The organism is Altererythrobacter sp. H2, assembly GCF_035319885.1.
Taxonomy (GTDB): domain Bacteria; phylum Pseudomonadota; class Alphaproteobacteria; order Sphingomonadales; family Sphingomonadaceae; genus 34-65-8.
Map to the genome: position 1 here is coordinate 304,282 of NZ_CP141285.1, position 26,039 is coordinate 330,320.

The window sequence follows — 26,039 nt, forward strand, 5'->3', positions numbered from 1 at the left end:
CGCTTGTTTGGGCTGCAATGCGCTGCCACATTGCCCCCGTGACCGACAGCACGATCAAGGCGGTTCTCGGGCCCACCAACACCGGGAAGACGCATCTCGCGATCGAGCGGATGTGCGCCCATTCGAGCGGCGCGATCGGCTTTCCCCTGCGCTTGCTGGCCCGCGAGGTCTATGACCGGGTGGTTGCGCAGAAGGGCGCCGGCCAGGTGGCCCTGATCACCGGCGAAGAACGGATTGAGCCGGCAAACGCCCGCTATTTCTGCTGCACAGTCGAAGCCATGCCCCGCTCCGCCGGAGACCATGCCTTTCTCGCTCTCGACGAAGCCCAGCTGGCGGCCGACCCCGAGCGCGGCCATGTGTTCACGGACCGCCTGCTCCATGCCCGCGGACGTGAGGAAACCATGCTGCTCGGCGCAGCCACGCTCGAACCCCTGGTGCGCAGCCTCCTGCCTAGGGCCGAGATCGTCTCCCGCCCGCGCTTTTCTACCTTGACCCATATCGGCCCGCGCAAATTGTCGCGCCTGCCGCCGCGCAGTGCGATCGTCGCGTTTTCGGCGGACCAGGTCTATGCCGTGGCCGAAATGCTGCGCCGGTTTCGCGGGGGCGCGGCGGTCGTGATGGGCGCGCTCAGCCCCGAAACCCGCAACCGGCAGGTTGCCTTGTTCCAGTCAGGCGAGGTGGACTACATCGTGGCCACCGATGCCATCGGGATGGGCCTCAACCTTGACGTCACCCATGTTGCCTTTGCCGGCCTTACCAAGTTCGACGGGCGCAAGCAGCGCCGCCTGTTCCCGGCGGAAATGGCGCAGATCGCGGGGCGGGCGGGGCGGCATCACAAGGATGGCACCTTCGGAACCCTGGCAGGGCAGCAGGGCGGCTCCCCGGAGTTCACCGAAGAAGAAATCTACGCCATCGAGGAGCACCGTTTCGCGCCGCTGACCCGGTTGTTCTGGCGTGAATCCGAACTGGTGTTCGATTCGCTGAGCACACTGATCGACGATCTGGAACGGCCGCCCGACGAACCCGAACTCGCCGCTGCGCCCGAGGCGATTGATCTCGCCGTCCTGAAACGGCTGGCGGCCGAGCCGCTGGCCCATGACGTGCGCGGAACAGCACTGGTCCGGCATTTCTGGGAGGCTTGCTCGTTGCCGGATTTCCGCCAGTCAGGCGCAGATACGCATGCCCGCTTCGTTGCGCGCCTGTGGCAGGATCTGCGGCACGGGCATCTCGGCGCCGACTATGTGGCGGCGCGCATTGCCGAACTCGACAGCGTGACCGGCGATATCCATGCCCTGCAGGGGCGGATCGCCGCCATCCGCAGCTGGGCCTATATCTGCCAGCGCCCGGACTGGGTGCTGGCGCGTGATGAAATGGCTGCCCGTGCGCGGGGAGTGGAAGCGCGGTTGTCCGATGCGCTACACGCCCGCCTGACCGAACGATTCGTCAACCGGAGGACCGCTATCCTGATGAAGACGCTGGGACAGGATGCCGCCTTGCTGCTGGTGGCATGCGCACAGGATGGCACGGTGACCGTCGAAGGTGAAGCCATCGGCCGGATGGAGGGCTTTGCCTTCTCGGTCGACCACCGCGCCACTCACGAGGATCGCCGGATGCTGCTGGCAGCCGGGGAGAAATCCCTACCGCGCCTGCTGGCGGAGCGAGCCGACGCGCTGGTCGCGAGCGAATTCGCGGGCGTGGAACTGGCGCAAGGTACGCTTCGCTGGGATGGACGGGTACTGGCAACCCTGGAGGCAGCCACGGACATCCTGCACCCGCGCCTGGTGCCGGCGCGGGATCTGACCCCACTGCCGGAGCCGGCCCGCCAGCGCCTGCTGTCAGGACTAGAGGCCTGGCTGGCCGGCCAGCTCAGACCGCTCGCGCCTCTCGCAGCACTGCAGGTGGCGGCCCGGGATCCGGCTGCCGGATCGCAGGCCCGCGCCCTGTTGCTGACACTGGTGGCGGGGCACGGCTATGTCTCCCGCGAACAGGCCGGGCTGGAGCATCTGCCCAAGGATCTGCGCCCGTTCCTGCGGCGGCTCGGCGTCACCTTTGGCGCACTCGACGTCTTTGCGCGCGAACTGCTCAAACCTGCCCCCCGCCGCCTGCTCCAGGCGCTGGGGCTGGACCGCAGGCCGATCAACCCCGACATGGTGCCAGTTCTCAAGGGGGCGGCCCCCCTGCCGTCCGGCTATCGCCCGGCAGGAGACCAGCGCGTGCGGCTCGACATTGCGGAAAAACTGCTGCGGGCCGCCCATGACGCACGCAGCGCAGCCGCCGCAGGCCGTGATCCCCGCCGGGCCCGGTTCCGGATCGATCCTGCACTCGCCATTTCGACCGGGCTGGAGCTGGCCAGCTTTCACCGGTTGCTCGGCGCGGCAGGGTTTCGCCGCCTGCCTGCGCGCACGCTTGCGGCCGGAGTTGCCGGTCCCCCGGCGCCCGACAAATGGGAATGGCGTCCTGTGCGCAGGGATATCCGCAAGACAGAAGGCCCGGCGAAGCCCGCGGCGGGCAATGCCTTTGCGGCCCTGGCAGACCTGGTGCGCTGATGCGGGTCGACCTGTTGCTTTGCCGGTTGCGGTTCGTGAAGACCCGCTCCCGCGCTCAGCAACTGGCCGAAAGCGGGCAGATCCGCTGCAACGGACTGCGGATCCTTCGCCCCAGCCATCCGGTTGCCATTGGCGACGTACTGACGATTCCCGGCCCTGCGGGCGTAATCGTGGCCGCGATTATCGCCCTGCCCGCGCGGCGCGGCCCGCCCCTGGAAGCGCGCTCCCATTATCGCGAGCTTGACCGGCATGGCGAAACCGCGATAGCGGGCGGTGAAGGGCCAATTCTCAAGGGGAACGTTTCGCCATGACCTACGTCGTCACCGACGCCTGCATCAAGTGCAAGTACACCGACTGCGTCGAGGTCTGTCCGGTCGATTGCTTCTATGAAGGCGAGAACATGCTCGTCATCAATCCCAGCGAATGCATCGATTGCGGCGTGTGCGAGCCGGAATGCCCGGCCGAGGCGATCCTGCCCGACACCGAGAGCGGACTGGAGCAATGGCTGGAGCTGAACGCCAAGTATTCAGCGGAGTGGCCTAACATCACCAGCCAGAAAGAACCTCTCGCCGAGGCCGACGAGCACAAGGGCGAGGATGGCAAGTTCGAGAAGTATTTCTCGACCGAGCCGGGCGAGGGCGACTGAGCCGGACCAGGCGATAGCGCGGGCAAACAGCCCCGGGGCGCAGCTTTGGCCACCCCTCGGCAGCGGTTGACGCAAGGGACTCGCAATTTTGTTGCGAATGCGCTATATAATGCGTCAACCCCGCCGGTATTCTTCCGGCGACAGGTGAAAACCTACGGAAAGGCAGGGTCTCTCGCGACCGTTCAGGCAAGTGTCGACCGTACCGCACCCGGTCCGGACGCCAGCTTTCCTGACCCGCCGCCGACAGCCTGCCCGCGAGGAAAGGAACACGCATGGAAGCCAAGGCACTTGCCTTCGACGTTGGCGATTACGTTGTCTATCCCAAGCACGGCGTCGGCCGTGTGATCGAACTGCAGCAGGAAGAAATCGCCGGCATGCAGCTTGAACTCTATGTACTGCGTTTCGAGAAAGAGCGCATGACCCTGCGGGTCCCGACCAACAAGGTCGAAGCGATCGGAATGCGCAAGCTTTCCAGCGACAAGACCCTGAAGGAGGCGATGGAAACGCTCAAGGGCAAGCCCCGGGTCAAGCGGACCATGTGGAGCCGCCGTGCCCAGGAATACGAAGCGAAGATCAATTCGGGCGATCTCGTCTCTATCGCCGAAGTGACCCGCGACCTGTTCCGCCCGGAAGACCAGCCCGAGCAGAGCTATTCGGAACGGCAGATCTTCGAAGCGGCCTCCAGCCGCCTCGCGCGCGAACTGGCGGCGATGGAAAAGACCGACGAGCCCGCAGCACTCGAGAAAATCCTCAACGTGCTGCGCGAACATGCCCCGCAATATTACGAGAACACCGAAGAAGCCTGACCGGCTTCACGGCTGGCACATCACCAGGAGGGGCTGCCTGCAAGGGCGGCCCCTTTTTTCTGCGGCCGACCGGGTTTGCTTGAACTTGCTCCTTTGGTGTATTATATCACCAACACGGCAAGAGGAGAGCATCCCATGAAGTTCGACAAGTTCATCCGCGCCATCGCCCCTGTGGCAGCCATCGCGCTGGCTGCGGGTCTGGCGGGCTGCAAGGACATGAACATCTCCATCAACGACGAAGATGGCGTGCCGCTGTCCGAACTCGACATGAGCGGCGATGCGCCCAGCGAACTGGTCCTGGCGGGGCCCGACAGCGTGGTCGTCACCACTGGAAATGCCCTCGCCATCGACCTCGAAGGGGATGAGCGGGCGGTAGAAGCCCTGCGCTTCACGTTGAAGGATGGCACGCTCGGAATCCTGCGTCAGCGAGGCACCGGCAACATCGACGGCAAGCTTGCCACCGTCCGGGTGACCATGCCGCTGCCGGAAAAGATCGTTATCGCCGGATCAGGCGGCGTTGCCGCGCAGGGCCTTGCCCGGACGGCGGAGGTGACAATCGCCGGGTCTGGCAGGCTGGATGTGGCTTATGCGGACAGCGATACGCTCGACGTCAACGTGGTCGGCTCCGGCACCTTCGGGGCGGCAGGCGTGGTCAAGACGCTCGATCTCACCGTGGCCGGGTCCGGAAGCATGGATGCGCCGGGCCTGAAGGCGGACGATGCCAAGGTGACGATCCTGGGTTCGGGGGATGCCGATTTCGCTTCGGACGGCACGGTTACAGCCAAGGTCATGGGTTCGGGCGATGTCACCGTCAGCGGCAGCGCCACCTGCACGGTAGAGGCGATGGGCGCAGGCAAGGTCACGTGCCGGCCTGCTGGAACCACGGCGGAGTAAAGACCGCTCCTGCACAGGGCGCGTTCATGATAGGGGGCTCAGGTTGGTTCCGGAGCCCCTTGTCATGCAGTACGTTCGCCTGATCATCGCTTGCGCCCCCCTGGCCTTGGGGGGTTGCGTTGCAAAAACTGCCTTCGATGTCGTGACAGCGCCGGTGCGCGTGGCCGGCAAGGCCGTTGATCTCGCCACCACCAGCCAGTCCGAAGCGGACGAGAAACGCGGGCGAGCCTTGCGCCAGCGCGAGGAAGAGATCGGCCGGCTCCAGCGGCGTTATGAAGACCAGCTTGACGATTGCAATGACGGCAAGCAGCGCGCCTGCAGCGAAGCGCAGACAACATACGGGGAACTCCAGACTCTGCTGCGCGACGCGCCAGACCGCTAGGCCGCAGCGCGGCGCAGGCGGTCGTTGATTGCCTTGCCTACGCCGATTTCGGGCACCGGTGCCACCGCGATGCGCGGATGGGCAGCAAGGGCGGCCTCGTGAAGGCAAGCATAGAGACGGCGTGCAGCTTCATCGAGGTCAGCGGACTGCGACAGGTTGCAATCACAGGCTATTGGTCCGAATCCGATCATGAACTCGCCTGGACCAGCCCGTTCCGCCTTGAGCCGAACCGGCTTGCCCGGCGCGTAGTGACTGGCCAGCTGCCCCGGCGCTTCGATCGCCTCTGTGGGAGGCGCCACTGAACCCAGGTCAATCGGACCGGGTCGGAGCACATCCACTTCACCATCCCGCCGAACCGCCGCAATGGTCGATTCGAGTCCGGCCGCGCATGAGCCCCCGTCAAGGACGAGGTCGATCCGCCCGTCGAGCGAGGCAAGCACGTGCGCGGCGCAGGTCGGGCTGATGAACCCGCTGCGGTTGGCCGAGGGCGCCGCGAGCGGAAATTCGACCGCTTGCAGCACCGCCCGCATCACCGGGTGAGCCGGGGCGCGCACTGCCAGGGTCGGCAGCCCCGCACTCACGGCCGGCGCAAGCCCGGCATCAGCGCGCAGTGGCAGCACCAGCGTGAGCGGCCCGGGCCAGTGTTGCTGGGCCAGGCCTTTCGACACCATGTCGAATTCGACATAGGCAGCAGCCTGCCGAATATCGGCAACATGGACAATCAGGGGATTGAAGTCTGGCCGCCCCTTGGCTGCATAGATCCGCGCAACCGCATCCGGATCATCCGCGCGGGCAGCGAGGCCATAGACCGTCTCGGTCGGCAGCGCGACCAGTCCGCCTGCGCGCAGGACAGCGGCCGCACGCGCGATTCCCGCAGCATCGGCGGCCAGCACTTCCGTAGCGTTCTTGCCCGTCATGGGTGCGCGCTATAGGTGATGCTGCGCCCACTCAAGAGCTTTACCCAAGAGGATATCCCAGCTGTGACTCCTTTCGTGCCTCCGACTCAGGACCAATTGCTCGCCATCCGGACCAATGCCGGGATCGGCGAACTGGCGCAGAGCGAGCGTTTTGCTGCAGCTGAGCCCGATCTGGTCGATGCCATCGTCGAAGGCGTCGGCGCGCTGGCGGCGGGCGAATGGGCGCCGCTCAACCGGATCGGCGATCTGGAAGGCGCGGTGCTGGAGAATGGCGTGGTCCGCCTCCCTGCCGGGTTTGCCGAAGCCTATAATCTCTACGTCGAGCAGGGCTGGAACGCGATTGCCAGCCCGCCGGAGTTTGGCGGACAGGGCATGCCCTTTACGCTGGCCTGCAACGTGCTGGAAAACCTCGGCACGGCCAACATGGCATTCAATCTCCTGCCGATGCTGTCGGTCGGCGCGATCGACGCGCTGGAGAACCATGGCAGCGCCGCGCAGAAGGAAAAATACCTGCCCCGCCTGGTCAGCGGCGAATGGTCCGGCACGATGAACCTGACCGAGCCCCAGGCCGGAAGCGATGTCGGCGCCCTGCGCGCCACCGCCACGCCCATCATTGGTGGTCCCCACGCCGGCAAATACCTGATCCAGGGCCAGAAGATCTACATCACCTGGGGCGAGCACGAACTGGCGAGCAACATCATCCATCTGGTTCTGGCCCGCCTCCCCGGTGCGCCTGAAGGAACCCGGGGCATCTCGCTGTTCATCGTGCCCAAGTACCACGTCAATGACGACGGATCGCTCGGCGGGCGCAACGACCTCAAGTGCGTCAGCCTTGAACACAAGCTGGGCATCAATGCCTCCCCGACCTGCGTGATGAGCTATGGCGACAGCGGCGAATGCGTGGGCGAGCTGGTCGGTGCGGAGAACCGGGGTCTCGCTGCCATGTTCACCATGATGAACAACGCCCGGATCAACGTCGGCAACCAGGGCGTGCAGATTGCCGAGCGCGCCACCCAGCAGGCGCTCGCCTATGCGCGGGACCGGGTGCAGTCCGCCCGGGCCGGTTCGCCGGACAAGAGCCCTGTGGCAATTATCGAGCACCCGGACGTGCGCCGCACCCTGATCCGGATGAAGGCCCTGACCGAAGCCGCCCGCGCCCTGCTCTATTACACGGCCGGGCTGGTCGATCGCGGGGCGCTGGGAGATGCCGCTGCAGGAAACCGGGCTGACCTGCTGGTGCCGATGCTCAAGGCCTGGGGAACCGACATCGGGGTGGAGGTTGCCAGCCTTGGCGTGCAGGTCCACGGCGGGATGGGTTTCGTCGAGGAAACCGGCGCAGCCCAGCACTATCGCGATGCCCGCATCGCCCCGATCTACGAAGGAACCAACGGCATCCAGGCGGCAGATCTGGTTACCCGCAAGCTGGGCCTGGAAAATGGCGGGGTCATGGCCGCCCTGATGGACGAGATCGCACGCGACGCTGCTGCCGAACCCGCGCTGGCCGGGCTGGCCCGCGATTGTGCCGCCATCGCCCAGTGGATGCAGGGCGAAGCCAGCCTCGATGACCGCCTGGCCGGAAGCGTACCGTTCTGCACCATGTGTGCGGTCGCCGTGGCCGGTTGGCAGCTGCTGCGCCAGCTCAGCGCGGTGGAAGCGGGCGCGATGCCTTCACTCGCCGCAACCAAGCGCGTGACGGCCCGCTTCTTCCTTGACCGGATCGTGCCGGAAGCAGCGGGCCTCAAAGGCTCGGCAACCGCCGGGGCCGATGCGCTCTACAGCCTGACCGCCGAACAGCTGGCAGGCTGACCCGGTGGCCGTTGATCCAGCCGACCCGCTTGCCCGGATAGCCGCCGCGCTCGAGCGGATGGCACCGCTCAGCGGGCAGGCAGGCACTGACTGGACGGCGGCTCCGGCCTATATCTGGAGCGCACAGGGCGTGCGCCCGGTCCCCCTGATCGAGGCCCCGCCGCTCGACGTTCTCATGGGCATCGACCGGCAGAAAGACATTGTTCTCACCAATCTCCAGCGCCATGCTGCCGGATCGGCGGCGCATGATATGTTCCTGTGGGGCGCGCGCGGAATGGGCAAGTCAGCGCTGCTGAGAGCGACCGCACTGGCCGTCCAGCGGGAATGCGGCAGTGCGCTGGCGCTGGTCCAGGTGGCGGGCGATGCGCTCGACAGCCTGCCCGCGCTCTTCAACCAGCTTGCCCGCGTGTCGCGGCAGTTCCTCGTGTACATCGACGATCTCGGCTTTGCCGACGGCGACCTGCAGGGGCCGCGCCGTCTGCGCAGCTGGCTGGATGGCGGAGTCGAGGCTCGGCCCGGCAACGTGCGGATCGCCGTGACCTCCAACCGCCGGGCGATCGTTCCACGCGAGGCAGGCGAACAGGATGACCCGATCAATCCGCGCGACGCGGTCGATGACCGGCTGGCGCTGGCCGACCGGTTCGGAATTGCGTTGGGTTTCCACGCCTGCGACCAGGCGACTTATCTCGCGATTGTTGCTGCCTATGCAGGGCACCTCGATCTCGCCTGGGACGAGGCCGATGCGCTGGAATGGGCCAAGCGGCGGGGCGCCCGGTCAGGCCGGGTTGCCTGGCACTACATCACCGAGCTTGCCGGGCGCGCCGGTCAGGCGCTCAGGCTCTAGCGCGGATCGTCGCGAAACGAGGCAGCGGTGCCGCCCAGCTCGCGCTGCGGCGGCAAGGAACGGGTACGGATCCGCTCGATCGCAGGGCGGGGCTCAGCCCCGGTTGCGACCACCCGCCAGATGATTCCGGCGGTATCGTCACTGATCAGCAGCGCGCCATCACCGGCCCATTCCACCCAGGTCGGGCGCCCGCGCGTCGTGCCATCGCCGGTGAGGAAGCCGGTCAGCACCGGCACGGGCTTGCCCTGCGGATTGCCACGCGCATCGAACGGGACGAAGACCACGTCGTAACCCGAAGGGGGTTTGCGGTTCCACGAGCCGTGGCGGGCAATGAACGCGCCGCGGCCGAAGGTCTGGCCCATGCGATCCCCCTCGGCCGAAAACACCAGCCCCAGCGCAGCCACGTGCGGCCCGAGCGCATATTCGGGCTTGCGGGTATATTCCATCAGGTACTGCGGCATGGGCACCTCGACCCGTTCGTCGATGTTCTCGCGCCAGTAGACCCAGGGCCAGCCGTACTGTGCGCCGATCGGGACATTGGTGAGATAGTCAGGCACCAGGTCGGACCCCAGCATGTCGCGCTCGTTGACCGTGGTCCACAGCTCGCCGTTCCAGGGGTTCCAGTCGAGGCCGTTCGGATTGCGCAGCCCGGCCGCGAAGGGCCGGTTGCTGCCGGTGGCAAGGTCAAGCTCATGAATCATGGCCCGGCCTTCCTCGACCTCCATCCCCTGTTCGCCGATGTTGGAGACAGAGCCGACCGCGATGTAGAGCTTCGTGCCGTCCGGGCTCAGCTCGATATTGCGCATCCAGTGGCCGCCGCCGCCGGGCAGATCCATCAGCTTGCGGCCTGCGCCGCTCAGCGTGGCCGCGCCGAGCTGGTAATCGAAGGCCAGCACGGCATTGTGGTTGGCCACATACAGCGTGCCCTCGTTCCAGGCGATGCCTGACGGCGAATCAAGCGCGTCAGTCAGAACCTGCCGGACCTCGGCCGTGCCATCACCGTCCGCATCGCGCAGGAGCACCAGCTGGTTGGGCGAATCTCCCTTGGCCCCGGCGCGGCTCATCAGCAGGTCGGCAATCCAGCCGGTGATCCCGCCGCCGCCCTCGCTCTTCGGAGCGCGGGTCAGGGTGACCAGCACGTCGCCGTTGGGCAGGGTGTGGATCACCCGGGGATGTTCCAGCCCCTCGGCAAACCGCATGACCGCAAGACCCTCGGCCGCTTCGGGCAGTTCACCGTCCTGCCAGCCGATCGGCCTGGCGATCCGCACGGTCGGGAACATCTCGGATTTCGCTTCCTGCAGGGTCGGGTCAGTACCGGTGACCGCCTCGACCGGGAGGTCGGCCTTGTCGCCCCGGTAAACCCAGAAGGCGAAACCGCCGAGGATGAGAAGGAAGACCAGCAGGCCGATGAGGAGTTTGCGCGCTATGCTCATGGGCGGCAGGCATAAGGCGCAGGCGGGCTTGCGGCAATCCTGCAAGTGGCTAGGACTGGCCCGATGTACGATTTCGCGCCCGATCCCTCGCTCGCCAAGCCCGAACGCTATCGCCAGCTGGTGGCAGCGGCCGACGCGCTCACCGCAGGCGAGCCTGACAGTGTCGCCAATATGGCCAATGTCGCGGCGCTGCTGTGGGAGTTCCTGCCCGATCTCAACTGGGCAGGATTCTATCGCATGGTAGAGGGCGAACTGGTGCTGGGACCCTTCGTGGGCCGGCCCGCCTGCATCCGCATTCCGCTCGGCAAAGGCGTGTGCGGGACGGCAGCATCCCAGGGTGAGACCCAGCTGGTGAAGGATGTCCACGCTTTTCCCGGCCACATTGCCTGCGATGCGGCCAGCCAGTCGGAACTGGTCGTGCCGGTGCTGCGGGCTGGCACCGTGACGGCAGTGATCGACCTCGACAGCCCCCTGACGGCACGGTTCGACCACGACGATGCCGCAGGCATCGAGGCCCTTGCAAGGCTCCTCGCTGACCGGATCTGAGCCTTCCGCAAAAGACCGCCCCGAATCGGGACAGGTCACTGGAAAGCGTGTGTTTCTGCCCGATGCGATGGTAGATTTTCCCTTAACGCGCCCGAGAATCAGTCTCGCGGCGCCTGCCAACCGGGGATTTCGCATGACCGCACGCCGCCTGTTTTCACTGGGCCTGCTTGGCTGCACCGCTGCAGTCGCCGCACCTGCCCTGGCACAACCGGAAATGACCCAGGACGAGCCGGGTGTGTACGAATATGCCCGCCCCGCCCCGCCCCAGGCGCCGGTGATCTATGAGCACCAGCCGGTGATCCAGCCCCTGCCCGCGCCGGTCGTGACCCGGCCCGTCGTCCAGGCAGTGCCCCAGGCATACCAGGACGAACAGGCCTACGAGGTCGAGGAAGTCTGCGTTTGCGACCCGGCCGAACAGTCTCGCCAGACCGTCGTCTACCCGCCCCAGGCTCTGCCCTATCCCCATCAGGCCGTGGCCAGCCCGGGCTACCCGATGCCCCCTGCCATGCCAGTGCAGCCGCAACCTTCGTACGACCGCGAAGCCTGGTTGGATCAGTGCCGTGCGCAATACCGCGACAACCGTGGGCGGCGCGATGGCGCCATCGGCGGCGGGCTGCTCGGCGCAGCAGTCGGCGGGCTTATCGGCAACCGTGTTGCTGACGGCAACCGGCTGACCGGCACCCTGCTCGGCGCAGGCGTTGGCGGAATCGCTGGTGCCGTCGCAGGATCAGCAATCGGCAATTCGAGCGACCAGCGCCGCGCTGCGGATGAATGCGAAATCTACCTCGACCGCTATCTTGCCGCCGCTCAGAGCCAGCAAGGCTACTACGGTTACCCCGCCTACGCCTATGGCTATGGCTACCCTGCCAATGGCTATGGCTATGGCTACCCCGCCTACGGTTACGGGCAGACGATGCAGATGAGCTACGTCCCCGTGCTGATCCAGGTGCCCCAGCGGGCCGTAGTTCGCGAGACGGTGACCGAGGAATGGGTGGAAGTGCCGCTCCAGTATGCTCCGGCGGCTACGCGTAAGGTCCAGCGTCGTCCTGCCCCGGCGCCCAAGCCGGTCAAGGTGAAGACCCGGTACGTCAAGAGCCGCTAGGGGCCGGACACCGCCGGCGCCGCCCCGGCACGGGCTATGGTCAACGGGCCCGGCTCCAGCCGGATAACGCCCAGCCGGGCAATATCGGTCAGCCGGTCGAGCGTGATCGAAACGGGGATTGTCTCACGCACCTCCAGCTTGCGGGCCACGGCCGGGGTCAGGCGAAGGCGGTACTGACCATAGGGCACGCGGTCGAACAGGAAGAACCCGTCGTATTCGCTCAGGGTTGAGGCCACCACCGCTCCCTTGCGATCAACCAGCTCCAGCTCCGCGCCGGCCTGTGGCGTTCCGTTCGGGGTAAGGAGCGTACCTTCTACTTCGCCCGAAGGCGAGATCGGCAGGAGCACTTCCGTGGCCACACCCGGTCGCGGCACGACCACGACCCCCTTGCTGGCGGGAACAAGAAACGGGTCGTCCAGCGAGGACAGATCAACACCCACCAGCACCGGCTGGAACGGGGCAAGGCCATCGACCACCGCCTTGCCGTTTTCGCCCGTCACCGCGTCGCGGAAACGCAGGCCGGCCTCCACCATTACGCCCTCGATCGGCTCTTCACCCGGCGAAAGGCGGCCGTCCCCGTCATCATCGCGGAATACCGTGACCGAGGCCTGGCCATTGCGGGCAAGGCGCTGGCTGGTCATCCGCACGCCCCCCCTGGCCGGGTCCGGGCCGAGACTGAAGGCGAGCGAAACATTGGCACCGATCCCGCCATTGGTGGCATAGCTTGCATCGGCTCTGAGAGCGAACCGCCTGAAATCGCGAGTGTACCCAAGCGTGAAGTCGGTCGTCCCGGTGGCGGTTTCAAACTCGGCCTCGAAGTTGAGATCCGATTTGTCATCGAGCCGCTTGCCGGTCGACAGGCGGGCCCGCTCAAGCCCCTTGTCCGGGCCATCGAGGACGAAATCCGCCCCGGCCCGCAACGGCAGCCCGAACAGGCGGCGGCTGGCGAGAAGGCGCAGCCGGGTTCCCGGATCGTTGCCCGCGCTGCCCGATTCGCGGCGCAGCTCCGCCCTCAGGCTGGTGCCCAGCACGCGCGCGCTGGTGCCCAGAAACCATTCGTTAACCTTTGACCCGTCGCGGCGCTCGATCCGGCTGACCCCGGCTTGGATTGGCAGGACAAATTTTCCCATTTTCAACGAGGTATCAGCCCGCAGCCCCGCCCGGTAGTTCAGCGTATCGCTGCCGAAATCGCTCTGGAAGGCACCTGTGACCCAGGCGGCGTTGGCCGCAAGGTTGACCGGCCCCACCTTGCCAAGGGCGGTTGCCTCGACGAAGAAACCAGCGCCGAGTTCGTGCGCGCCAGCCAGTTGCACCTGCATTGCGCCGAAGGTGCGTTGCAGATTGGCCTCCAGGTATTGTCGTCTTTTGCCGGAGAGCACGAAGCTCTGGTAGCCGAGGGCAACGCTGGTGCGCTCGTCCAGCCCGCGCTCGACCCCCACGCCCCAGCGCCAGTGGCCGGAATCGGGCAGGACGAATCGCTTGCGCAGCTCGATCAGGTCGCGGTCCTGCTGGACAATGCCGCCCCAATAGAAAGTCTTGCCAGGCTGGACCATCTCCCGGCCCACCGGAACGTCTTCCCGCACCCGGCGGACCTGGCCTTGCGGGCCATAGAGCACGATCTCGAACTCGTTGCGGCCGAACTGCAGGTCAATCTCATCGAACAGGTAGCGTCCGCTACCATCTTCCTGCTGGAAGGCGATCAGCTGGCCATTGCGATAGAGTTCGGCATCCCACCCGGCGGGCAGGGCACCGCGCAGGGTGGTGGTGGCAAAGCGCGCCGAGGCGCCAAGCGGCCGGTTGCCGATAAATGCGCCCCGGCCGACCACGCTGCGGCCGGTCAACTGCCCGGGCAGCAGTTCGACATCGCCGGCGGCGACACGGGTCGCACTGAGCGGTCCGAGCAGCCCGCCTTCAGGCTGGTTGCGATAGGCGGTGACGCGCAGGGACTGGGGCTGGAGCCGGTCATCCGATGCCAGGCGGGCAGTGTAGCTAGCCTTGCCCAGCTCCCCTGCAGCCGTCATTTCGTAGCGGACCGAGCGGGTGGTCGTGCCCGATACGCTGCTGGCGCGGGCCTGAAGGTTCACATCGACTGAAGGGGTCCGCCAGAGCCGGTATTCGGCGTCGGCCCTCGGGAAAGCTGCCAGATCGAAAGTCTGCGAAGGCTTGCGAAGTCGCGCGGCGCGACTTCTGCGCTCGATTGCCTCGATAAACGGCAGTTTCGCGGCGTTATCGATCCGGATTGCCGAATTGTAGAGGTCGGCAGTCATGCCCACCCCGAACCAGCGCGAGAGCGCCTCCAGCCGGACACACCAGCCCTCGGGAGTATCGAGGATCTCATCTTGGATCGGCGCTGCGCCTGTGTTCTTGTTTTGTACCGTATTTGAGTCGCGGTCGATCACGAAGGTCTGGTCTTCCGAGAACAGCCAGCCGGTTGCGCGGCGCGACTTCTTGTCGAGGCGCACCGGCAGATCGAACGACTGGATGACGTCACCCAGATCGAGGCACACACCGCGGTCGGTCTGGTAGCCGCGGACTTCGTTGAGGAATTCATGCTTGCCGACGGTGAACTTCATCAACAGCGCATCATCGTCGCTCGCCTGCCAGCGCGATTGTGCCAGGGCCGGCGCAGACGCGCCAAGCGCCACCGCAGCGAGTGCGATGGCGCCAAGCGCAGGTTGGCCAAATGCCCTGGGTGCGAAGCGCGACATGGATATGACCCGGCGGGGTGCTGGTCCGTGTTCTGCTAGAGGACCGTGTCGATGGCAGCGATCAGGCCGCCTCCGGCAGCGGCGGCTTCACGGTATTCGATCCGCACCGGGCCGTTGAGGCGGGCAGCCTCGTCATTGGCGACGGGCAGGTTGAATTCGCGGGAAGGAACCTCGGCATAGACCGCCAGCCCGCGCGCGGCATAGAGCAGCTCGCCGCTTCCCTGACGCAGGATCTGGAGATCACCATAGGTCGAGGCCTGACCGGCGCGGTTGACCGTCACCCGGATTTCACTGCGCTCCCCTGCACGCTCGATGCGCGGCTGTTCCAGCGCCGCCTTGGCTTCAAGCTGGCCATGACGCACGATGATGGGGATAGTCACCCCATATACCGGCACCAACTTCAGTTTGAGGCCCGGCTCGCTTGCTTCCTCGTCGGTCACCTTGACCGGGCGCGGGATGGCACGGAACGCCATGTGGACGCGATACTCGCCATCCGGCAGCTCTGCCCCTGGACGAGCCGAAAGGCGGACGGCCTGAGGCTGGCCTGGCGGCAGGGTGATGCGACGCGGAGCGTAGCGGATCATTTCCAGCGCAGCGAGTTCGATGGCATTGGCCTGGTCCGGCTCGACATCGATCAATCCGCCCTCGGGCGTCATCCGGCGCAGTTCCAGTTCCACCCGGTAGGTGGCCTCCTCACTGCCGATGTTGCTCAGGATCACTTCCGTGCCGCGCCTGCCATCCAGGATGACCCGGGTCGGGGCGACCAGCAGGTCACCCTGGGCCTTTGCGGGTAGTGCTGGCAGGGTACCAGCGAGGGCAATGGCGACAATTGCGGCATAGCGGGCCAGCTTGCCCGGCAGGCGATGATTCGAGCCTGTGGTCTTCATGTGTTCGGCGTCCCTTTCCTCACCCCTAAGGGGAATCCCTGATGGTCGCCGAAAGGATTAGGACAGCGTGGTTAAGATGCTCCTAACCATAGGAAGCGCGGCGCAATGCCTTGGCCTGAACACCAACAGGGGCGCATCCGTTGCCGGATACGCCCCTGCCGAAGGCTCGCGCTCGGGGCCAAAGCCCCGACCATGCGGCTTATTCGTAGTCGACGGTCACGTCGAAGTTCACGCTGTAGGTGCCTTCGACTTCCGATCCGTCAAACGTGGCGGTGCCGCCGACTGCAAAGGCAGCCTCGCCCACACCCGTGGCCGTACCGCCACCGGCGAGGCCGGCATCCGCGATATCAACGTAGTGCTTGCCGCTGAGCGCATCGAAGGCGGCATCCGTGGTGAAGCTGTCGAGCTCGATTTCGACCGATGCGGCAACCGCGCCGCCCGAAACGAGAGCAGCAGAATCGCTGTGCAGCATCACCAGTGCACCGCCCGACGTATCCGGCAGGTCGATGAAGAGGCGCTTGCCGATGGTGCCACCGTCGATCGAGAACGCCGCAGCCGAATTCGTGCCGTGGCAGACGAAGCCCGCGCCGCAGGACAGAACGCCCGCAGCCGAGACGGTCACATCACCGCCGGCCGGATCCACGACGATCGCACCGAAATCGAGGTCGGCGTCCTTGGTGACGGTGAAGGCCTGCACCACGTCGGCGGTGGCAGTGGCGGTGGCGGTTTCAGCGGCGTTGGCGGCCGAAGCGAGTGCCATAGCGGCGATGGCAGCGCCGGCAGCGCCCATACGAAGTGTCTTGATCATTGAACCTGGTCCCTTTGCAAGCATGGTCTTGTCCCGTCCGGGGCAGGCCGATTCGGCACCCCCCGTGGGACAGGTTTGCGACCCGTCCCTTCCATGCTTGTACAAACCCTTAGTTCAGCCTTTACTGTCGGGTATGGTTAACAGAGCGGGGCCGCGCGTTAACGAAGTCCACTGAGACTTTGGCGTTTTATATCGGTAATTCAGGCAGTTATTGCGATGAAAACGAGCCTAGATGTCCCCGCCGGTGAGACGCTGGCAGATGAGATCAAGCTGATCAAGCGACCGGTAGCGAATTGTCACCGTTCCGGATCTGGGGTCCGTATCCGTCTTGATCCGGACCGGAAGTCCCAGAAATTCCTCCAGATGACCCTGAACCGCGGCGATGTCTGCGTCCTTGGCCGGATCGCGCGAGGTGCGCGAACGGCGTGAATCGCGCGCGGGCGCGTTGGCCGCCTTGACCAGTGCCTCCGTGTCCCGGACTGACATTTTCCCGGCAACGACCTGCCGGGCGAGCTCCACCGCCCGGTCGTGGCCAATCAGGGCCCGTGCGTGGCCCATCGACAGCGCCCCCTGCTCGACCAGATCGAGCACTTCAGCCGGCAGAGCGAGCAGTCGCTGGAGATTGGCAACGTGGCTGCGGGATTTGTCCACCAGCCGCGCAATCTCGGCCTGGGTGAGTGCCTCGACTTCCGACAGGCGGTGATAGGCGCGCGCCTCCTCGACCGGGTTGAGGTCTTCGCGCTGGATATTCTCGATCAGGGCGAGCGCCATGGCGTCGTGATCGTCGAGCTCGCGCACCAGGGCGGGGATTTCGTGCAGCCGCGCCCGCTGCGCCGCACGCCACCGCCGCTCCCCCGCCACCAGTTGGTAGCGGCCGTTGGCCAGCGGGCGCACAATGACCGGCTGGATTACCCCGCGCGCGGAAATCGAGGCGGCAAGCTCGTCGAGCGCCGCTTCGTCGAAATGCCGCCGTGGCTGGCCGGGCAAGGGTTCGATTGCGGCGACCGCCAGCGAAGCAAGACCGGAAACTTGCGGCGTCTCGGCAATCAGGCCCGCCTCTTCCGGCCGGGAGGAAGACGTGGTACTGATGAGGGGTTCCTCACGGCGGGTTTCCCCCAGCAAGGCGCCAAGCCCTTTGCCCAGGCGCTTGCCGCGCTCAGCCGCCGGGCGCGCAGGCACGGAATAGCGGATCGGATCAGATGGGTCGCTCATGCTGCTTTCCTTTGCGCGGGAAGGCGCCCGATAAGCTCGCGCGCGAGGGCGATATAAGCCCTGCTTCCCGGGCAGGAATGGTCGTAGACGAGTGCGGGCAGACCATGGCTCGGGGCTTCTGACAGGCGGACGTTGCGCGGGATGACGGCTTCGAACACGAGCCCGCCGAGGCAATCGCGCACATCGTCTGCCACCTGGTCCGTCAGACGGTTGCGCCGGTCGAACATGGTCAGGACAACCCCGATGATGCCGAGGTCAGGGTTAAAGCGTTGCTGCACCCGCTCGACCGTCTGGAGCAGCTGGCTGAGGCCCTCAAGAGCGAAGAACTCGCACTGAAGGGGCACGAGCAAGGTATTGGCGGCGTTAAGCGCGTTAAGCGTGAGCAAACCGAGCGAAGGCGGGCAATCGATAAAGCAGATGTCATGCCCACTGTGACCGGAAAGCACCGTGCGCAGACGCTCGGTGCGATCCTGCACCGAAACCAGCTCTACCTCCGCCCCGGACAGATCTACCGTCGCTGGCACGATATCGAGGCCGGGAATCGCCGTCGGCACGACACATTCGGCCAGCGGGGCCTGCTCTACCAGCAGATCATAACTGGACGATTCGCGGGCTGAACCGGGAATGCCGAGCCCGGTCGAGGCGTTGCCCTGCGGATCAAGGTCAATCAGCAGCGTCTTCCACCCGGTGGCAGCCATGGCAGTGGCAATGTTAATTGCCGTAGTGGTCTTGCCCACTCCACCCTTCTGATTGGCGATCGCAATTGTGATCATAGCTTGCCCCGTCTGATCATGGCCTGTGCCTCTTTGTTCAATCGGCCAACGACGATTCCCGCGTCAGGGTCGGTCAGCGATTGTTCCACGTGAAACGTCTGGCGAATCCAGTCTGGCATGTCATGCAATTCCTGCGCCGCAGATCGCCCCTTCGGCAACAGGTACATGGTACGCTCTGTGGAAAAGCGGGTCGACAACCGGTATGTTGCGGCAAGCGGCGCGAAAGCTCGCGCGGAAATGACCGCCACGGGTGCGGTTTCGACCTGCTCAAGACGCCGCCCTTCGATTCGGCAGGCAGCAAGACCAAGCTCGCCCACGATCCGTTCCAGCCAATCGATTCGCTTGCGCCGACTTTCGACCAGAGTGATTTCCTGGCCGGACTGAAGGATGGCGATAATAAGACCCGGAAAACCTGCACCACTGCCGAGGTCGAGCCACGGGCCCGCTGTTTCACGTGGAACATGGGCAAGCAGTTGGGCGCTGTCGGCAATATGTCTGCACCAAACGTGGGGTAGAGAGGCCGCAGCAACCAGATTCTGCCGCCCGTTCTCCTCACCCAGCCGGGCAGTGAACAGATCCAGCTGGTCCATGATCACCGGATCATTGACCAGGCCCGCCACATAGGCCCGGGCCTCAGTCTCATTGCGGATCATGCCGCCTCTCTCGCGATCTTGCGCGCATGCACCAGGACAGCCGATAACGCGGCGGGCGTAATGCCCTGAACGCGACCTGCAGCGGCGAGCGTGGCAGGGCATGCCGCGCTCAGTCGTTCGATCATCTCGTTCGAGAGTCCCGGTACCGCCGAATAGGGGAAATCCGCCGCTAGGGAGACCGCTTCACTGGACCTCAAGTCCCTCAGTTCGGAATCCTGTCGAGCGAGATAGGGCGCATAGGCAGCATCCTCGATTGCCTCGTTAGCTGCATCATCTTCAGAGGCGGCTTCCGGCGGTAGCCAGTAGGAGAGCATAGACCTCGGCAGCCCCCCCTGCGAAATCCATTCGCCCACCGAGCGGCTCCCGGCATCACGCCGCACCGGAACACCGGCGTCTGCCAGGGTACTTCCGGTGACGGTGCGCGCCAGTGCGCTTTGCCAGTGCTGCAGGCGATCCTGGTAACCGGCGAACCATCGCAACCGATCAGAGCCAACGCAGCCCGCCTTGATGGCGAGGGGTGTCAGTCTGGACGAAGCGTTGTTGGCCCGCAGACGCAAACGGTATTCGGCCCGGGCCGTCAGCATTCGATAAGGCTCGGTCACCCCGTGAAGGGTGAGATCGTCCACCATGACAGCCATGTAGGAATTCGCCCGGTCAAGCGCGGCGGGTTCGGTGCCTCTCACCAAAGCAGCGGCGTGCATTCCCGCAACCAGCCCTTGGGCCGCCGCCTCCTCATATCCGGTCGTGCCGTTGATCTGCCCTGCGCAGAAGAGGCCGGGGATGGCACGGCATTCCAGACCGGTCGTCAGCGCCCGGGGATCGATATGGTCGTATTCGACGGCATAACCGGGAACGACCATTTCAACGGCCCCCAGCCCCGCCATGGACCGCAGCATCTCCAACTGCACATCGGTGGGCAGCGAGGTACTGATGCCGTTGGGATAAACCAGATGACTGTCCAGCCCTTCCGGCTCCAGAAAGACCTGATGGCCATCGCGATCGCCGAAGCGGTGGATTTTGTCTTCGATGGAGGGGCAGTATCGCGGGCCAGCCGCCCCGATCGCACCGCTGAACAAGGGCGACCGGTGCAGATTGGCCCGGATGATATCGTGGCTGCGGGCATTGGTCCGGGTGATGGCGCAGAAAACCTGGGGCAAAGCCCTTTTCCCGCTCATCGGCGACATGGTCCAGCAGCCATCGTCAGACGGTTGCTCTTCAAGAGCAGCCCAGTCGATGGTCCGGCCATCGAGCCGGGGGGGCGTGCCGGTCTTCAGCCGGGCCATCGGCAAATCGGCGGCCCGCAACTGCTCTGCCAGCCGCCGTGCAGCATTCTCCCCGATCCGCCCGCCCTCAAGCCGCTCTTCGCCCCGGAACAAAGTGCCGCCAAGGAAGGTGCCCGTGCACAGGACAACCGCCCCTGACACAAGCTCGGTGCCATCAGCGAGGTCCAGACCAGCGATACGGCCACCCTCCAACCTGAGCGCGGCCGCCTCCCCCTCGATCAGGGTCAATCCTGCGTGCGACCGGACCATGTGCTGGATCGCAGCCTTGAAGCGTTTCCGATCGGCTTGTACCCGGGGGCCCCAGACGGCGCTGCCCTTGGACATGTTGAGCATCCGATAGTGGATGGCCCCAGCATCCGCCGCTCGCCCGATTATCCCGTCAAAGGCGTCCACTTCGCGAACCAGATGCCCCTTCCCCAGACCGCCAATGGCCGGGTTGCAGCTCATGGCTCCGATCGCCTTCAGATCAAACGAGACGAGGCCGACCCGCGCGCCCATGCGCGCTGCAACACAGGCTGCTTCGACGCCGGCATGTCCGCCGCCGACCACAAGGATATCGTAATGGTGCATGGAAGCTCGTTAGCGCACCACAGGCGGATTTTCCAGAACCGCTTACTGGTGTTTCACGTGAAACATCATTTCCCGATGCAGAAGCGCCCGAACAAAGCATCAAGCATATCTTCGGTCGAAGCGCGTCCGGTAAGGCGATCAAGCGATACCCGCGCCAGCCGGAGTTTCTCAGCGGTCAGGAGCAAATCCTCGCCTTCAGCAATTGCCCCCAGACCTGATGCCGCTTCGCCAAGCAAGCCATGCTGCCGCGCATTGAGAGCAACATCGCCCGGCTTCGGCATTGCGGCAAGTGCATGGTTCACCAGCGAGCGGCGCAAGGCATCGACACCCGCCCCCGTCATTGCTGATACCCTGTGGTGCGCATGGTGTTTGGCAGGCGCGGCAAGATCGGTCTTGGTTTCGATCTCCCAGGCGGCAGCCGGCCCCTGCCCTTCTGGGCCGAGCCAAAGCACGCAATCGGCCCGCAGAAGTTCTGCTTCTGCTTTCGCTATCCCGACCTGTTCGATCGGATCAGCCGTCTGGCTGCGCAGGCCCGCGGTGTCCACGAAAGTGAACGGCACACCCGCGAGTGCCACATTGCGCTCGATCACATCGCGCGTGGTGCCCGCTGTCGGCGCTGTTATGGCCGCCTCTGTCTCGATCAGAGCATTGAAAAGACTGGATTTCCCTGCATTTGGCGGGCCGGCGAGCACGATCCGGAAGCCTTCCCGCAGCATTTCCGCGCGTGGCCGCGCCAGCCAGTCCGCCAGCTGAGCAGCCAGTTCCCGGACATCACGCAAAAAGGCCGCACTGAGCCCCGAGACATCATCTTCGTCGGAGAAATCCAGCACGGCCTCGATCGCAGCAGACAACCGCAGGACCTCTTCCCGCCAGCTCTCCACTTGCCGTGACAGGGCGCCCCCGGCGGCTGCCAGTGCCGACCGGCGCTGCAGTTCGGTCTCGGCCACCAACAGGTCAGCCAACCCTTCTGCCTCGGCCAGATCGATACGGCCATTGGCGAAGGCACGCCGGGTGAACTCGCCTGGTTCCGCTTTCCGGTGCCCGGGCAAACCCGCCAGGGCCTGTTCAACCGCCGCCACCACGGCACGGCCGCCGTGCAGATGCAGCTCAGTCAGATCCTCACCCGTCGCCGTGCCCGGGCCGGGCAGCCACAGCACCAGCGCCTGGTCAAGCAGGTCGCCACTGGCATCGCGCAGGGTTCGGGCTACGGCGCGGCGCGGCGGCGGCAGTGACCCGGCGAGCGCCGCCAGCGCCTCACCAGCCTTTGGCCCGCTGATCCGGACGACCGCGATCGCAGCGGGCGGTGCGCCGCTCGACAAGGCGAAGATGGTATCCACTGGCAGGGCGGCGCAGGTCAGTCGCCCTTGGCGGGCTTGCCTCCGGACGAGGAATTGGCGGCGCCCTCCACAAAGCTCTGGAACATCTTCAGGCCCAGTTGCCCCATCGGTGCCAGCTGCTTGGCATATTGCTGCAACTGATCGGGGTTGCTCACGCCCTTCATCGCCTTGGTCAGGGCATCGACATAGACATCGTTCGCTTTGCCGACATCCGGCAAGCCCATGAAGGTGCGCGCTTCTTCCGGTGTGCAGTCGATCTCGATCTGGACCTTCATGGCAATTTTCTCCCTTGTTCGCCTCAAGCTGGGTTTGGCAAAGCCACGCCGCAAGGGCTAGACTGCTCCGCAGCACACCATTCCTGCCGCAAGCGAAAAGGATATACGAGCATGAGCGAGACCGTCACCATCAAAACGCTGGATGAGACCGCCAGCTTTGCCGCTTATGTCTCGCGCCCTGCGGGCACACCCAAGGCGGCGATCATCGTGATCCAGGAGATCTTCGGGGTCAACGAGGGTATCCGCCGCAAGTGCGATCACTGGGCTGGCCTGGGCTATCTTGCCGTCGCGCCGGACCTGTTCTGGATGCTTGAGCCCGGCCTCGAACTCGACGCCGATGTCGAGGATGAATTCAACAAGGCCCTGGGTCTGTTCGGGCAGTACAATCCGGATGACGGGGTGAAGGACATCGAAGCCACGATTCACTGGATCCGCCGCGAAGCCGGCGTCGCCAAGGTGGGCTGCGTCGGTTACTGTCTCGGCGGCAAGCTCGCCTACATGGCGGCCGCCCGCACCGATGTCGACGCATCGGTCGGCTACTACGGGGTGATGATCGACCAGATGCTGGCCGAGAAGCACGCCATTGCCAAACCCCTCATGCTCCATGTTCCGACCGCCGATCACTTCGTCAGCCCCGAAGCACAAAAGGCCATGCATGAAGGCCTGGACGACCATCCCCGGGTAACGCTGCACGATTACGAAGGGCTCGATCATGGCTTCGCCGCAGAAACCGGCAAACGGCGGAACGAACAGGGTGCCCGGCTCGCCGACAGCCGCACCGAAGCGTTCTTTGCCGAGCACCTTGCGTGAGCGGGTCAGACAACCTCGCCCGCTGGCACGCCTATATGGACGGTGGATCCGATCCCGCCGTCCTCGCCGGCATGCTGGCCAATGACGCCGTGTTCCATTCACCCGTGGTCCACACGCCCCAGGCAGGCAAGGCCAAGGTCATGGCCTATCTCGGCGCCGCCAGCCATGTGTTCGGGACCGGCACCTTCCGCTACGTGCGCGAACTGGTCGACGGCAGGGAGATGATGCTCGAATTCGTGGCGGAGATAGACGGAATTACAATCAATGGCGTCGACATCATCCGGTTCGACGCGGACGGTCAGATCACAGACTTCAAGGTCATGGTCAGGCCGCTCAAGGCGATGAACAAGATCTGGGAAATGATGGCCGCGCAACTTGCCCGAGCAACACCCTGACAGCGATCAGTTCAACATCGCAAAATTGAGGATGAGCCGGCGGACGTGCGGATCGAGGGCTTGCGGCAGTTCCCCGTCAAGCCGCTCATGCCGCGCCTCCCCTGGTTCGCCCAGGGCAATCCGCTTCATCCACCAGGCATCACAGGCCCGGGCCTCGATCCCTTCGTCATAGAGCCGCGAAATGCCCTGGTGGCGCGAATCGTGCTCTACCCGGCGCATGATCCGCTCGAGCTCATCCTGCTCGCCCTCCAGCAGCTGGAGAAAATTGCGGCCGTTGTAGAGGAGCAGCCCGGTCACGCCCGCTGCCGGGTTGTTCCGCTCGCAAGAGCCCAGGATCGCCGCCAGATCTTCAGCGGGAACCTGCACCGCCGTGCTGATGTAAAGATACTGCCGCATGCCTCAAGCCCCCTCTAAGCCCCCGCCAAGCATCGCCGCTGTTAATCGGCGATGCCACTGGCTATCGACCGACTCAAGCATTTCATGACAATAATTGACGATTGCGGCAGCGGCCTACTGGTTCATCGATGCGAAGAAATCTTCGTTCGATTTGGAATCCTTCATCTTGTCGAGCAGGAATTCCATCGCATCGATCGTGCCCATCTGCATCAGAATGCGGCGCAGGACCCACATTTTCGACATGATGTCCTTCGAAACCAGCAGTTCTTCCTTGCGGGTGCCGGACTTGCCGACATCGAGCGCAGGGAAAATCCGCTTGTCGGCTACCTTGCGGTCGAGCACGATTTCGCTGTTGCCGGTGCCCTTGAACTCTTCGAAGATAACCTCGTCCATGCGGCTGCCGGTATCGATCAGGGCCGTGGCGATGATCGAAAGCGAACCGCCCTCCTCGATATTGCGGGCTGCCCCGAAGAAGCGCTTGGGGCGCTGCAGCGCATTGGCATCGACACCGCCGGTCAGCACCTTGCCTGACGACGGCACCACGGTGTTGTAGGCGCGGCCGAGGCGAGTGATCGAATCGAGCAGGATCACCACGTCCTTCTTGTGCTCGACCAGGCGCTTGGCCTTCTCGATCACCATTTCAGCAACCTGCACGTGGCGGGTGGCAGGCTCGTCGAAGGTCGAGGAAATCACTTCGCCCTTCACGCTGCGCTGCATGTCGGTCACTTCCTCGGGCCGTTCGTCGACCAGCAGGACGATCAGGAACACCTCGGGGTGATTGTCGGTAATCGCCTTGGCGATGTTCTGCAGCAGCACCGTCTTGCCGGTTCGCGGCGGCGCAACGATCAAGGCGCGCTGGCCCTTGCCCTGGGGCGAGATGAGATCGATCACCCGCGCCGACTTGTCCTTGACCGTCGGATCACTCGAATCGAGGATCAGACGTTCATCCGGATAGAGCGGGGTCAGGTTGTCGAAATTGGTACGGAGCCGCACTGCATCAGGATCGTCGAAGTTGACGCTGGTCAGGCTGGTCAGGGCGAAATACCGCTCGCCATCACGGGGTGCGCGAATTTCACCTTCCACCGTGTCACCCGTGCGCAGGCCCCATTTGCGGACCTGGTTGGGAGAGACGTAAATATCGTCCGGACCGGCCAGGTAATTTGCTTCCGGGCTGCGCAGGAAACCGAAACCGTCCTGCATGACCTCGATGGTCCCGATCCCCATGATCGGTTCCTCGTACTCCTCGTCTTCGGCCAACTCGCGCAGAATGCAGAACATCAGGTCCTGCCGGCGCATGGTGCTCGCCCCTTCGACGCCGAGTTCTTCGGCCATTCCGACCAGCTCGGCCGGTGCTTTCGCTTTGAGATCTTTCAGGTGCATGTGTCTTTGTCCAACAGGGGAATGGCCGGCGGGATACTGTGGCTCGGGTCAAGGGGCTTGGAGAAAGCAGACCCGGGTCCGCTTCAGGAGCGGGCCACTACCGGATGGTGGGCACGAAATATGCCAGCACGGCGCGCGCGTCAATGCGCTTGGCACGGCAGGCTGATGGACTGCCTCAGAAAGGCTTGACGACCACCAGCACCACAACGATCGCCAGGACGATTGCGGGAAACTCACCCCACAGGCGCAGCTGCTTCTCGCTGAGCGGCCGCGCGCCGGCCACCATGCGCCGGGCCTGCATGACCAGCCAACCGTGATAGCCCGACAGAGCCAGCACCAGCAGCAGCTTGGCATGGAACCAGCCCTGGCTGAAAGCACCGATCGAGCCCGCCAGGGCAAACCCCAACAGCCAGGTGACGATCAGGCTCGGCGTCAGGATGATCTTGCGCAGCAGGCCCATCCGCCGGTCCCACTCCGCCGCTTCAGGCGATCCGGCAGCCGCGGAGTGCAGGTAGAGCATCTGGCGCGGGAGCATGAACAGCCCAGCCATCCAGAAGACCATGAAGATGATATGGCCGGCCTTGAGCCAGTAGTAGGTCATCGAGAGGACGTCCTGCATAGGGGGAATGT

26 protein-coding genes are annotated in these 26,039 nt (G+C 65.0%); 12 read left to right on the plus strand and 14 right to left on the minus strand.

Annotated features, from left to right (window positions below; all coding sequences use genetic code 11):
* Window positions 1-17 precede the first annotated feature (17 nt).
* The 6 genes from U4960_RS01485 (at window position 18) to U4960_RS01510 (ending at window position 5,274) form a co-directional block, all read left to right on the plus strand.
* On the plus strand, window positions 18-2,546 hold the full coding sequence (locus U4960_RS01485) for a helicase-related protein (protein WP_324261847.1): 2,529 nt from the start codon (window positions 18-20) through the stop codon (window positions 2,544-2,546).
* The gene (locus U4960_RS01490) at window positions 2,546-2,857 is read left to right on the plus strand and encodes a S4 domain-containing protein (protein ID WP_324261848.1); all 312 of its coding nucleotides are present in this window, start codon (window positions 2,546-2,548) and stop codon (window positions 2,855-2,857) included. Before U4960_RS01485 ends, U4960_RS01490 begins: the two co-directional genes overlap by 1 nt.
* Complete coding sequence (gene fdxA, locus U4960_RS01495) at window positions 2,854-3,192, plus strand: ferredoxin FdxA (RefSeq protein WP_324261849.1); 339 nt, start codon at window positions 2,854-2,856, stop codon at window positions 3,190-3,192. The genes U4960_RS01490 and fdxA overlap by 4 nt, the downstream gene beginning before the upstream one ends.
* A 272-nt stretch (window positions 3,193-3,464) precedes the next feature.
* Window positions 3,465-3,998 carry a CarD family transcriptional regulator gene (locus tag U4960_RS01500; protein WP_324261850.1) on the plus strand — a complete coding sequence of 178 codons (534 nt, stop codon included), beginning with the start codon at window positions 3,465-3,467 and terminating at the stop codon, window positions 3,996-3,998.
* A gap of 135 nt (window positions 3,999-4,133) precedes the next feature.
* Complete coding sequence (locus U4960_RS01505) at window positions 4,134-4,892, plus strand: head GIN domain-containing protein (RefSeq protein WP_324261851.1); 759 nt, start codon at window positions 4,134-4,136, stop codon at window positions 4,890-4,892.
* 142 nt (window positions 4,893-5,034) lie between these two features.
* On the plus strand, window positions 5,035-5,274 hold the full coding sequence (locus U4960_RS01510) for a hypothetical protein (RefSeq protein ID WP_324261852.1): 240 nt from the start codon (window positions 5,035-5,037) through the stop codon (window positions 5,272-5,274).
* Here the strand turns inward: U4960_RS01510 and U4960_RS01515 are convergent.
* Entirely contained in the window at window positions 5,271-6,191 is a 921-nt protein-coding gene (locus U4960_RS01515) for an L-threonylcarbamoyladenylate synthase (protein ID WP_324261853.1), read from the minus strand. The genes U4960_RS01510 and U4960_RS01515 overlap by 4 nt on opposite strands.
* 18 nt (window positions 6,192-6,209) lie before the next feature.
* Here U4960_RS01515 and U4960_RS01520 point away from each other — a divergent pair, with 18 nt between their 5' ends.
* Together U4960_RS01520 and U4960_RS01525 are read left to right on the plus strand one after the other, a co-directional pair.
* Window positions 6,210-7,997 carry an acyl-CoA dehydrogenase gene (locus U4960_RS01520; protein WP_324261854.1) on the plus strand — a complete coding sequence of 596 codons (1,788 nt, stop codon included), beginning with the start codon at window positions 6,210-6,212 and terminating at the stop codon, window positions 7,995-7,997.
* Window positions 7,998-8,055: 58 nt separating this feature from the next.
* Window positions 8,056-8,841 (plus strand): ATP-binding protein, encoded by a 786-nt coding sequence (locus U4960_RS01525; protein ID WP_324263152.1) that lies wholly within the window; start codon window positions 8,056-8,058, stop codon window positions 8,839-8,841.
* On the opposite strand, the gene U4960_RS01530 is transcribed toward U4960_RS01525, so the two are convergent.
* The gene (locus U4960_RS01530; RefSeq protein ID WP_324261855.1) at window positions 8,838-10,274 is read right to left on the minus strand and encodes a PQQ-dependent sugar dehydrogenase; all 1,437 of its coding nucleotides are present in this window, start codon (window positions 10,272-10,274) and stop codon (window positions 8,838-8,840) included. The genes U4960_RS01525 and U4960_RS01530 overlap by 4 nt on opposite strands.
* Before the next feature lie 63 nt (window positions 10,275-10,337).
* On the opposite strand from U4960_RS01530, the gene U4960_RS01535 reads away from it, so the two are divergent.
* On the plus strand, window positions 10,338-10,820 hold the full coding sequence (locus U4960_RS01535) for a GAF domain-containing protein (protein ID WP_324261856.1): 483 nt from the start codon (window positions 10,338-10,340) through the stop codon (window positions 10,818-10,820).
* A 133-nt stretch (window positions 10,821-10,953) separates the two neighbouring features.
* Complete coding sequence (locus tag U4960_RS01540) at window positions 10,954-11,922, plus strand: glycine zipper 2TM domain-containing protein (RefSeq protein ID WP_324261857.1); 969 nt, start codon at window positions 10,954-10,956, stop codon at window positions 11,920-11,922.
* Here the strand turns inward: U4960_RS01540 and U4960_RS01545 are convergent.
* The 9 genes from U4960_RS01545 to U4960_RS01585 all read right to left on the minus strand — a co-directional run bounded on the left by U4960_RS01545 (window position 11,919) and on the right by U4960_RS01585 (window position 22,428).
* Window positions 11,919-14,630 (minus strand): MSCRAMM family protein, encoded by a 2,712-nt coding sequence (locus tag U4960_RS01545; protein ID WP_324261858.1) that lies wholly within the window; start codon window positions 14,628-14,630, stop codon window positions 11,919-11,921. The genes U4960_RS01540 and U4960_RS01545 overlap by 4 nt on opposite strands.
* A gap of 35 nt (window positions 14,631-14,665) precedes the next feature.
* A complete protein-coding gene (locus tag U4960_RS01550; RefSeq protein ID WP_324261859.1) occupies window positions 14,666-15,517 on the minus strand; it encodes a molecular chaperone in 852 nt (283 codons plus the stop codon).
* Window positions 15,518-15,716: 199 nt separating this feature from the next.
* Complete coding sequence (locus U4960_RS01555; protein WP_324261860.1) at window positions 15,717-16,325, minus strand: DUF4402 domain-containing protein; 609 nt, start codon at window positions 16,323-16,325, stop codon at window positions 15,717-15,719.
* Between the two features lie 228 nt (window positions 16,326-16,553).
* Window positions 16,554-17,537, minus strand: a complete 984-nt coding sequence (locus tag U4960_RS01560) for a ParB/RepB/Spo0J family partition protein (RefSeq protein ID WP_324261861.1) — start codon at window positions 17,535-17,537, stop codon at window positions 16,554-16,556.
* Window positions 17,534-18,310, minus strand: a complete 777-nt coding sequence (locus U4960_RS01565; protein ID WP_324261862.1) for a ParA family protein — start codon at window positions 18,308-18,310, stop codon at window positions 17,534-17,536. The genes U4960_RS01560 and U4960_RS01565 overlap by 4 nt, the downstream gene beginning before the upstream one ends.
* Entirely contained in the window at window positions 18,307-18,963 is a 657-nt protein-coding gene (gene rsmG / locus U4960_RS01570) for a 16S rRNA (guanine(527)-N(7))-methyltransferase RsmG (protein WP_324261863.1), read from the minus strand. Before rsmG ends, U4960_RS01565 begins: the two co-directional genes overlap by 4 nt.
* Window positions 18,960-20,816 (minus strand): tRNA uridine-5-carboxymethylaminomethyl(34) synthesis enzyme MnmG, encoded by a 1,857-nt coding sequence (gene mnmG, locus U4960_RS01575; protein WP_324261864.1) that lies wholly within the window; start codon window positions 20,814-20,816, stop codon window positions 18,960-18,962. Before mnmG ends, rsmG begins: the two co-directional genes overlap by 4 nt.
* 65 nt (window positions 20,817-20,881) lie before the next feature.
* Window positions 20,882-22,153 (minus strand): tRNA uridine-5-carboxymethylaminomethyl(34) synthesis GTPase MnmE, encoded by a 1,272-nt coding sequence (gene mnmE / locus U4960_RS01580; protein WP_324261865.1) that lies wholly within the window; start codon window positions 22,151-22,153, stop codon window positions 20,882-20,884.
* A 17-nt stretch (window positions 22,154-22,170) separates the two neighbouring features.
* Window positions 22,171-22,428: a DUF6489 family protein gene (locus U4960_RS01585; RefSeq protein WP_324261866.1), complete on the minus strand. Its 258-nt coding sequence runs from the start codon at window positions 22,426-22,428 to the stop codon at window positions 22,171-22,173.
* A 111-nt stretch (window positions 22,429-22,539) separates the two neighbouring features.
* Here U4960_RS01585 and U4960_RS01590 point away from each other — a divergent pair, with 111 nt between their 5' ends.
* Together U4960_RS01590 and U4960_RS01595 are read left to right on the plus strand one after the other, a co-directional pair.
* The gene (locus U4960_RS01590) at window positions 22,540-23,238 is read left to right on the plus strand and encodes a dienelactone hydrolase family protein (RefSeq protein ID WP_324261867.1); all 699 of its coding nucleotides are present in this window, start codon (window positions 22,540-22,542) and stop codon (window positions 23,236-23,238) included.
* Window positions 23,239-23,273: 35 nt separating this feature from the next.
* On the plus strand, window positions 23,274-23,633 hold the full coding sequence (locus U4960_RS01595; RefSeq protein WP_324263153.1) for a nuclear transport factor 2 family protein: 360 nt from the start codon (window positions 23,274-23,276) through the stop codon (window positions 23,631-23,633).
* Window positions 23,634-23,639: 6 nt separating this feature from the next.
* Here U4960_RS01595 and U4960_RS01600 read toward each other — a convergent pair whose 3' ends face one another.
* From U4960_RS01600 to U4960_RS01610, 3 genes are all read right to left on the minus strand, one after another.
* On the minus strand, window positions 23,640-24,029 hold the full coding sequence (locus tag U4960_RS01600) for a BLUF domain-containing protein (protein ID WP_324261868.1): 390 nt from the start codon (window positions 24,027-24,029) through the stop codon (window positions 23,640-23,642).
* Between the two features lie 114 nt (window positions 24,030-24,143).
* The gene (gene rho, locus U4960_RS01605) at window positions 24,144-25,409 is read right to left on the minus strand and encodes a transcription termination factor Rho (protein WP_324261869.1); all 1,266 of its coding nucleotides are present in this window, start codon (window positions 25,407-25,409) and stop codon (window positions 24,144-24,146) included.
* A 175-nt stretch (window positions 25,410-25,584) separates the two neighbouring features.
* Window positions 25,585-26,028 carry a CopD family protein gene (locus U4960_RS01610; RefSeq protein ID WP_324261870.1) on the minus strand — a complete coding sequence of 148 codons (444 nt, stop codon included), beginning with the start codon at window positions 26,026-26,028 and terminating at the stop codon, window positions 25,585-25,587.
* Between the last annotated feature and the right edge of the window lie 11 nt (window positions 26,029-26,039).

Coding starts and splice junctions, on each gene's coding strand:
- rho (WP_324261869.1), bottom strand. CDS start 25,409: ATGCACCTGAAAGATCTCAAAGCGAAAGCACCGGCCGAGCTGGTCGGA.
- U4960_RS01515 (WP_324261853.1), bottom strand. CDS start 6,191: ATGACGGGCAAGAACGCTACGGAAGTGCTGGCCGCCGATGCTGCGGGA.
- U4960_RS01595 (WP_324263153.1), top strand. CDS start 23,274: ATGGACGGTGGATCCGATCCCGCCGTCCTCGCCGGCATGCTGGCCAAT.
- fdxA (WP_324261849.1), top strand. CDS start 2,854: ATGACCTACGTCGTCACCGACGCCTGCATCAAGTGCAAGTACACCGAC.
- U4960_RS01565 (WP_324261862.1), bottom strand. CDS start 18,310: ATGATCACAATTGCGATCGCCAATCAGAAGGGTGGAGTGGGCAAGACC.
- U4960_RS01485 (WP_324261847.1), top strand. CDS start 18: ATGCGCTGCCACATTGCCCCCGTGACCGACAGCACGATCAAGGCGGTT.
- U4960_RS01590 (WP_324261867.1), top strand. CDS start 22,540: ATGAGCGAGACCGTCACCATCAAAACGCTGGATGAGACCGCCAGCTTT.
- U4960_RS01535 (WP_324261856.1), top strand. CDS start 10,338: ATGTACGATTTCGCGCCCGATCCCTCGCTCGCCAAGCCCGAACGCTAT.
- U4960_RS01520 (WP_324261854.1), top strand. CDS start 6,210: ATGCTGCGCCCACTCAAGAGCTTTACCCAAGAGGATATCCCAGCTGTG.
- U4960_RS01540 (WP_324261857.1), top strand. CDS start 10,954: ATGACCGCACGCCGCCTGTTTTCACTGGGCCTGCTTGGCTGCACCGCT.
- U4960_RS01500 (WP_324261850.1), top strand. CDS start 3,465: ATGGAAGCCAAGGCACTTGCCTTCGACGTTGGCGATTACGTTGTCTAT.
- U4960_RS01545 (WP_324261858.1), bottom strand. CDS start 14,630: ATGTCGCGCTTCGCACCCAGGGCATTTGGCCAACCTGCGCTTGGCGCC.
- U4960_RS01585 (WP_324261866.1), bottom strand. CDS start 22,428: ATGAAGGTCCAGATCGAGATCGACTGCACACCGGAAGAAGCGCGCACC.
- U4960_RS01530 (WP_324261855.1), bottom strand. CDS start 10,274: ATGAGCATAGCGCGCAAACTCCTCATCGGCCTGCTGGTCTTCCTTCTC.
- U4960_RS01550 (WP_324261859.1), bottom strand. CDS start 15,517: ATGAAGACCACAGGCTCGAATCATCGCCTGCCGGGCAAGCTGGCCCGC.
- U4960_RS01525 (WP_324263152.1), top strand. CDS start 8,056: ATGGCACCGCTCAGCGGGCAGGCAGGCACTGACTGGACGGCGGCTCCG.
- U4960_RS01600 (WP_324261868.1), bottom strand. CDS start 24,029: ATGCGGCAGTATCTTTACATCAGCACGGCGGTGCAGGTTCCCGCTGAA.
- U4960_RS01505 (WP_324261851.1), top strand. CDS start 4,134: ATGAAGTTCGACAAGTTCATCCGCGCCATCGCCCCTGTGGCAGCCATC.
- mnmG (WP_324261864.1), bottom strand. CDS start 20,816: ATGCACCATTACGATATCCTTGTGGTCGGCGGCGGACATGCCGGCGTC.
- U4960_RS01555 (WP_324261860.1), bottom strand. CDS start 16,325: ATGATCAAGACACTTCGTATGGGCGCTGCCGGCGCTGCCATCGCCGCT.
- rsmG (WP_324261863.1), bottom strand. CDS start 18,963: ATGATCCGCAATGAGACTGAGGCCCGGGCCTATGTGGCGGGCCTGGTC.
- U4960_RS01560 (WP_324261861.1), bottom strand. CDS start 17,537: ATGAGCGACCCATCTGATCCGATCCGCTATTCCGTGCCTGCGCGCCCG.
- U4960_RS01490 (WP_324261848.1), top strand. CDS start 2,546: ATGCGGGTCGACCTGTTGCTTTGCCGGTTGCGGTTCGTGAAGACCCGC.
- U4960_RS01610 (WP_324261870.1), bottom strand. CDS start 26,028: ATGCAGGACGTCCTCTCGATGACCTACTACTGGCTCAAGGCCGGCCAT.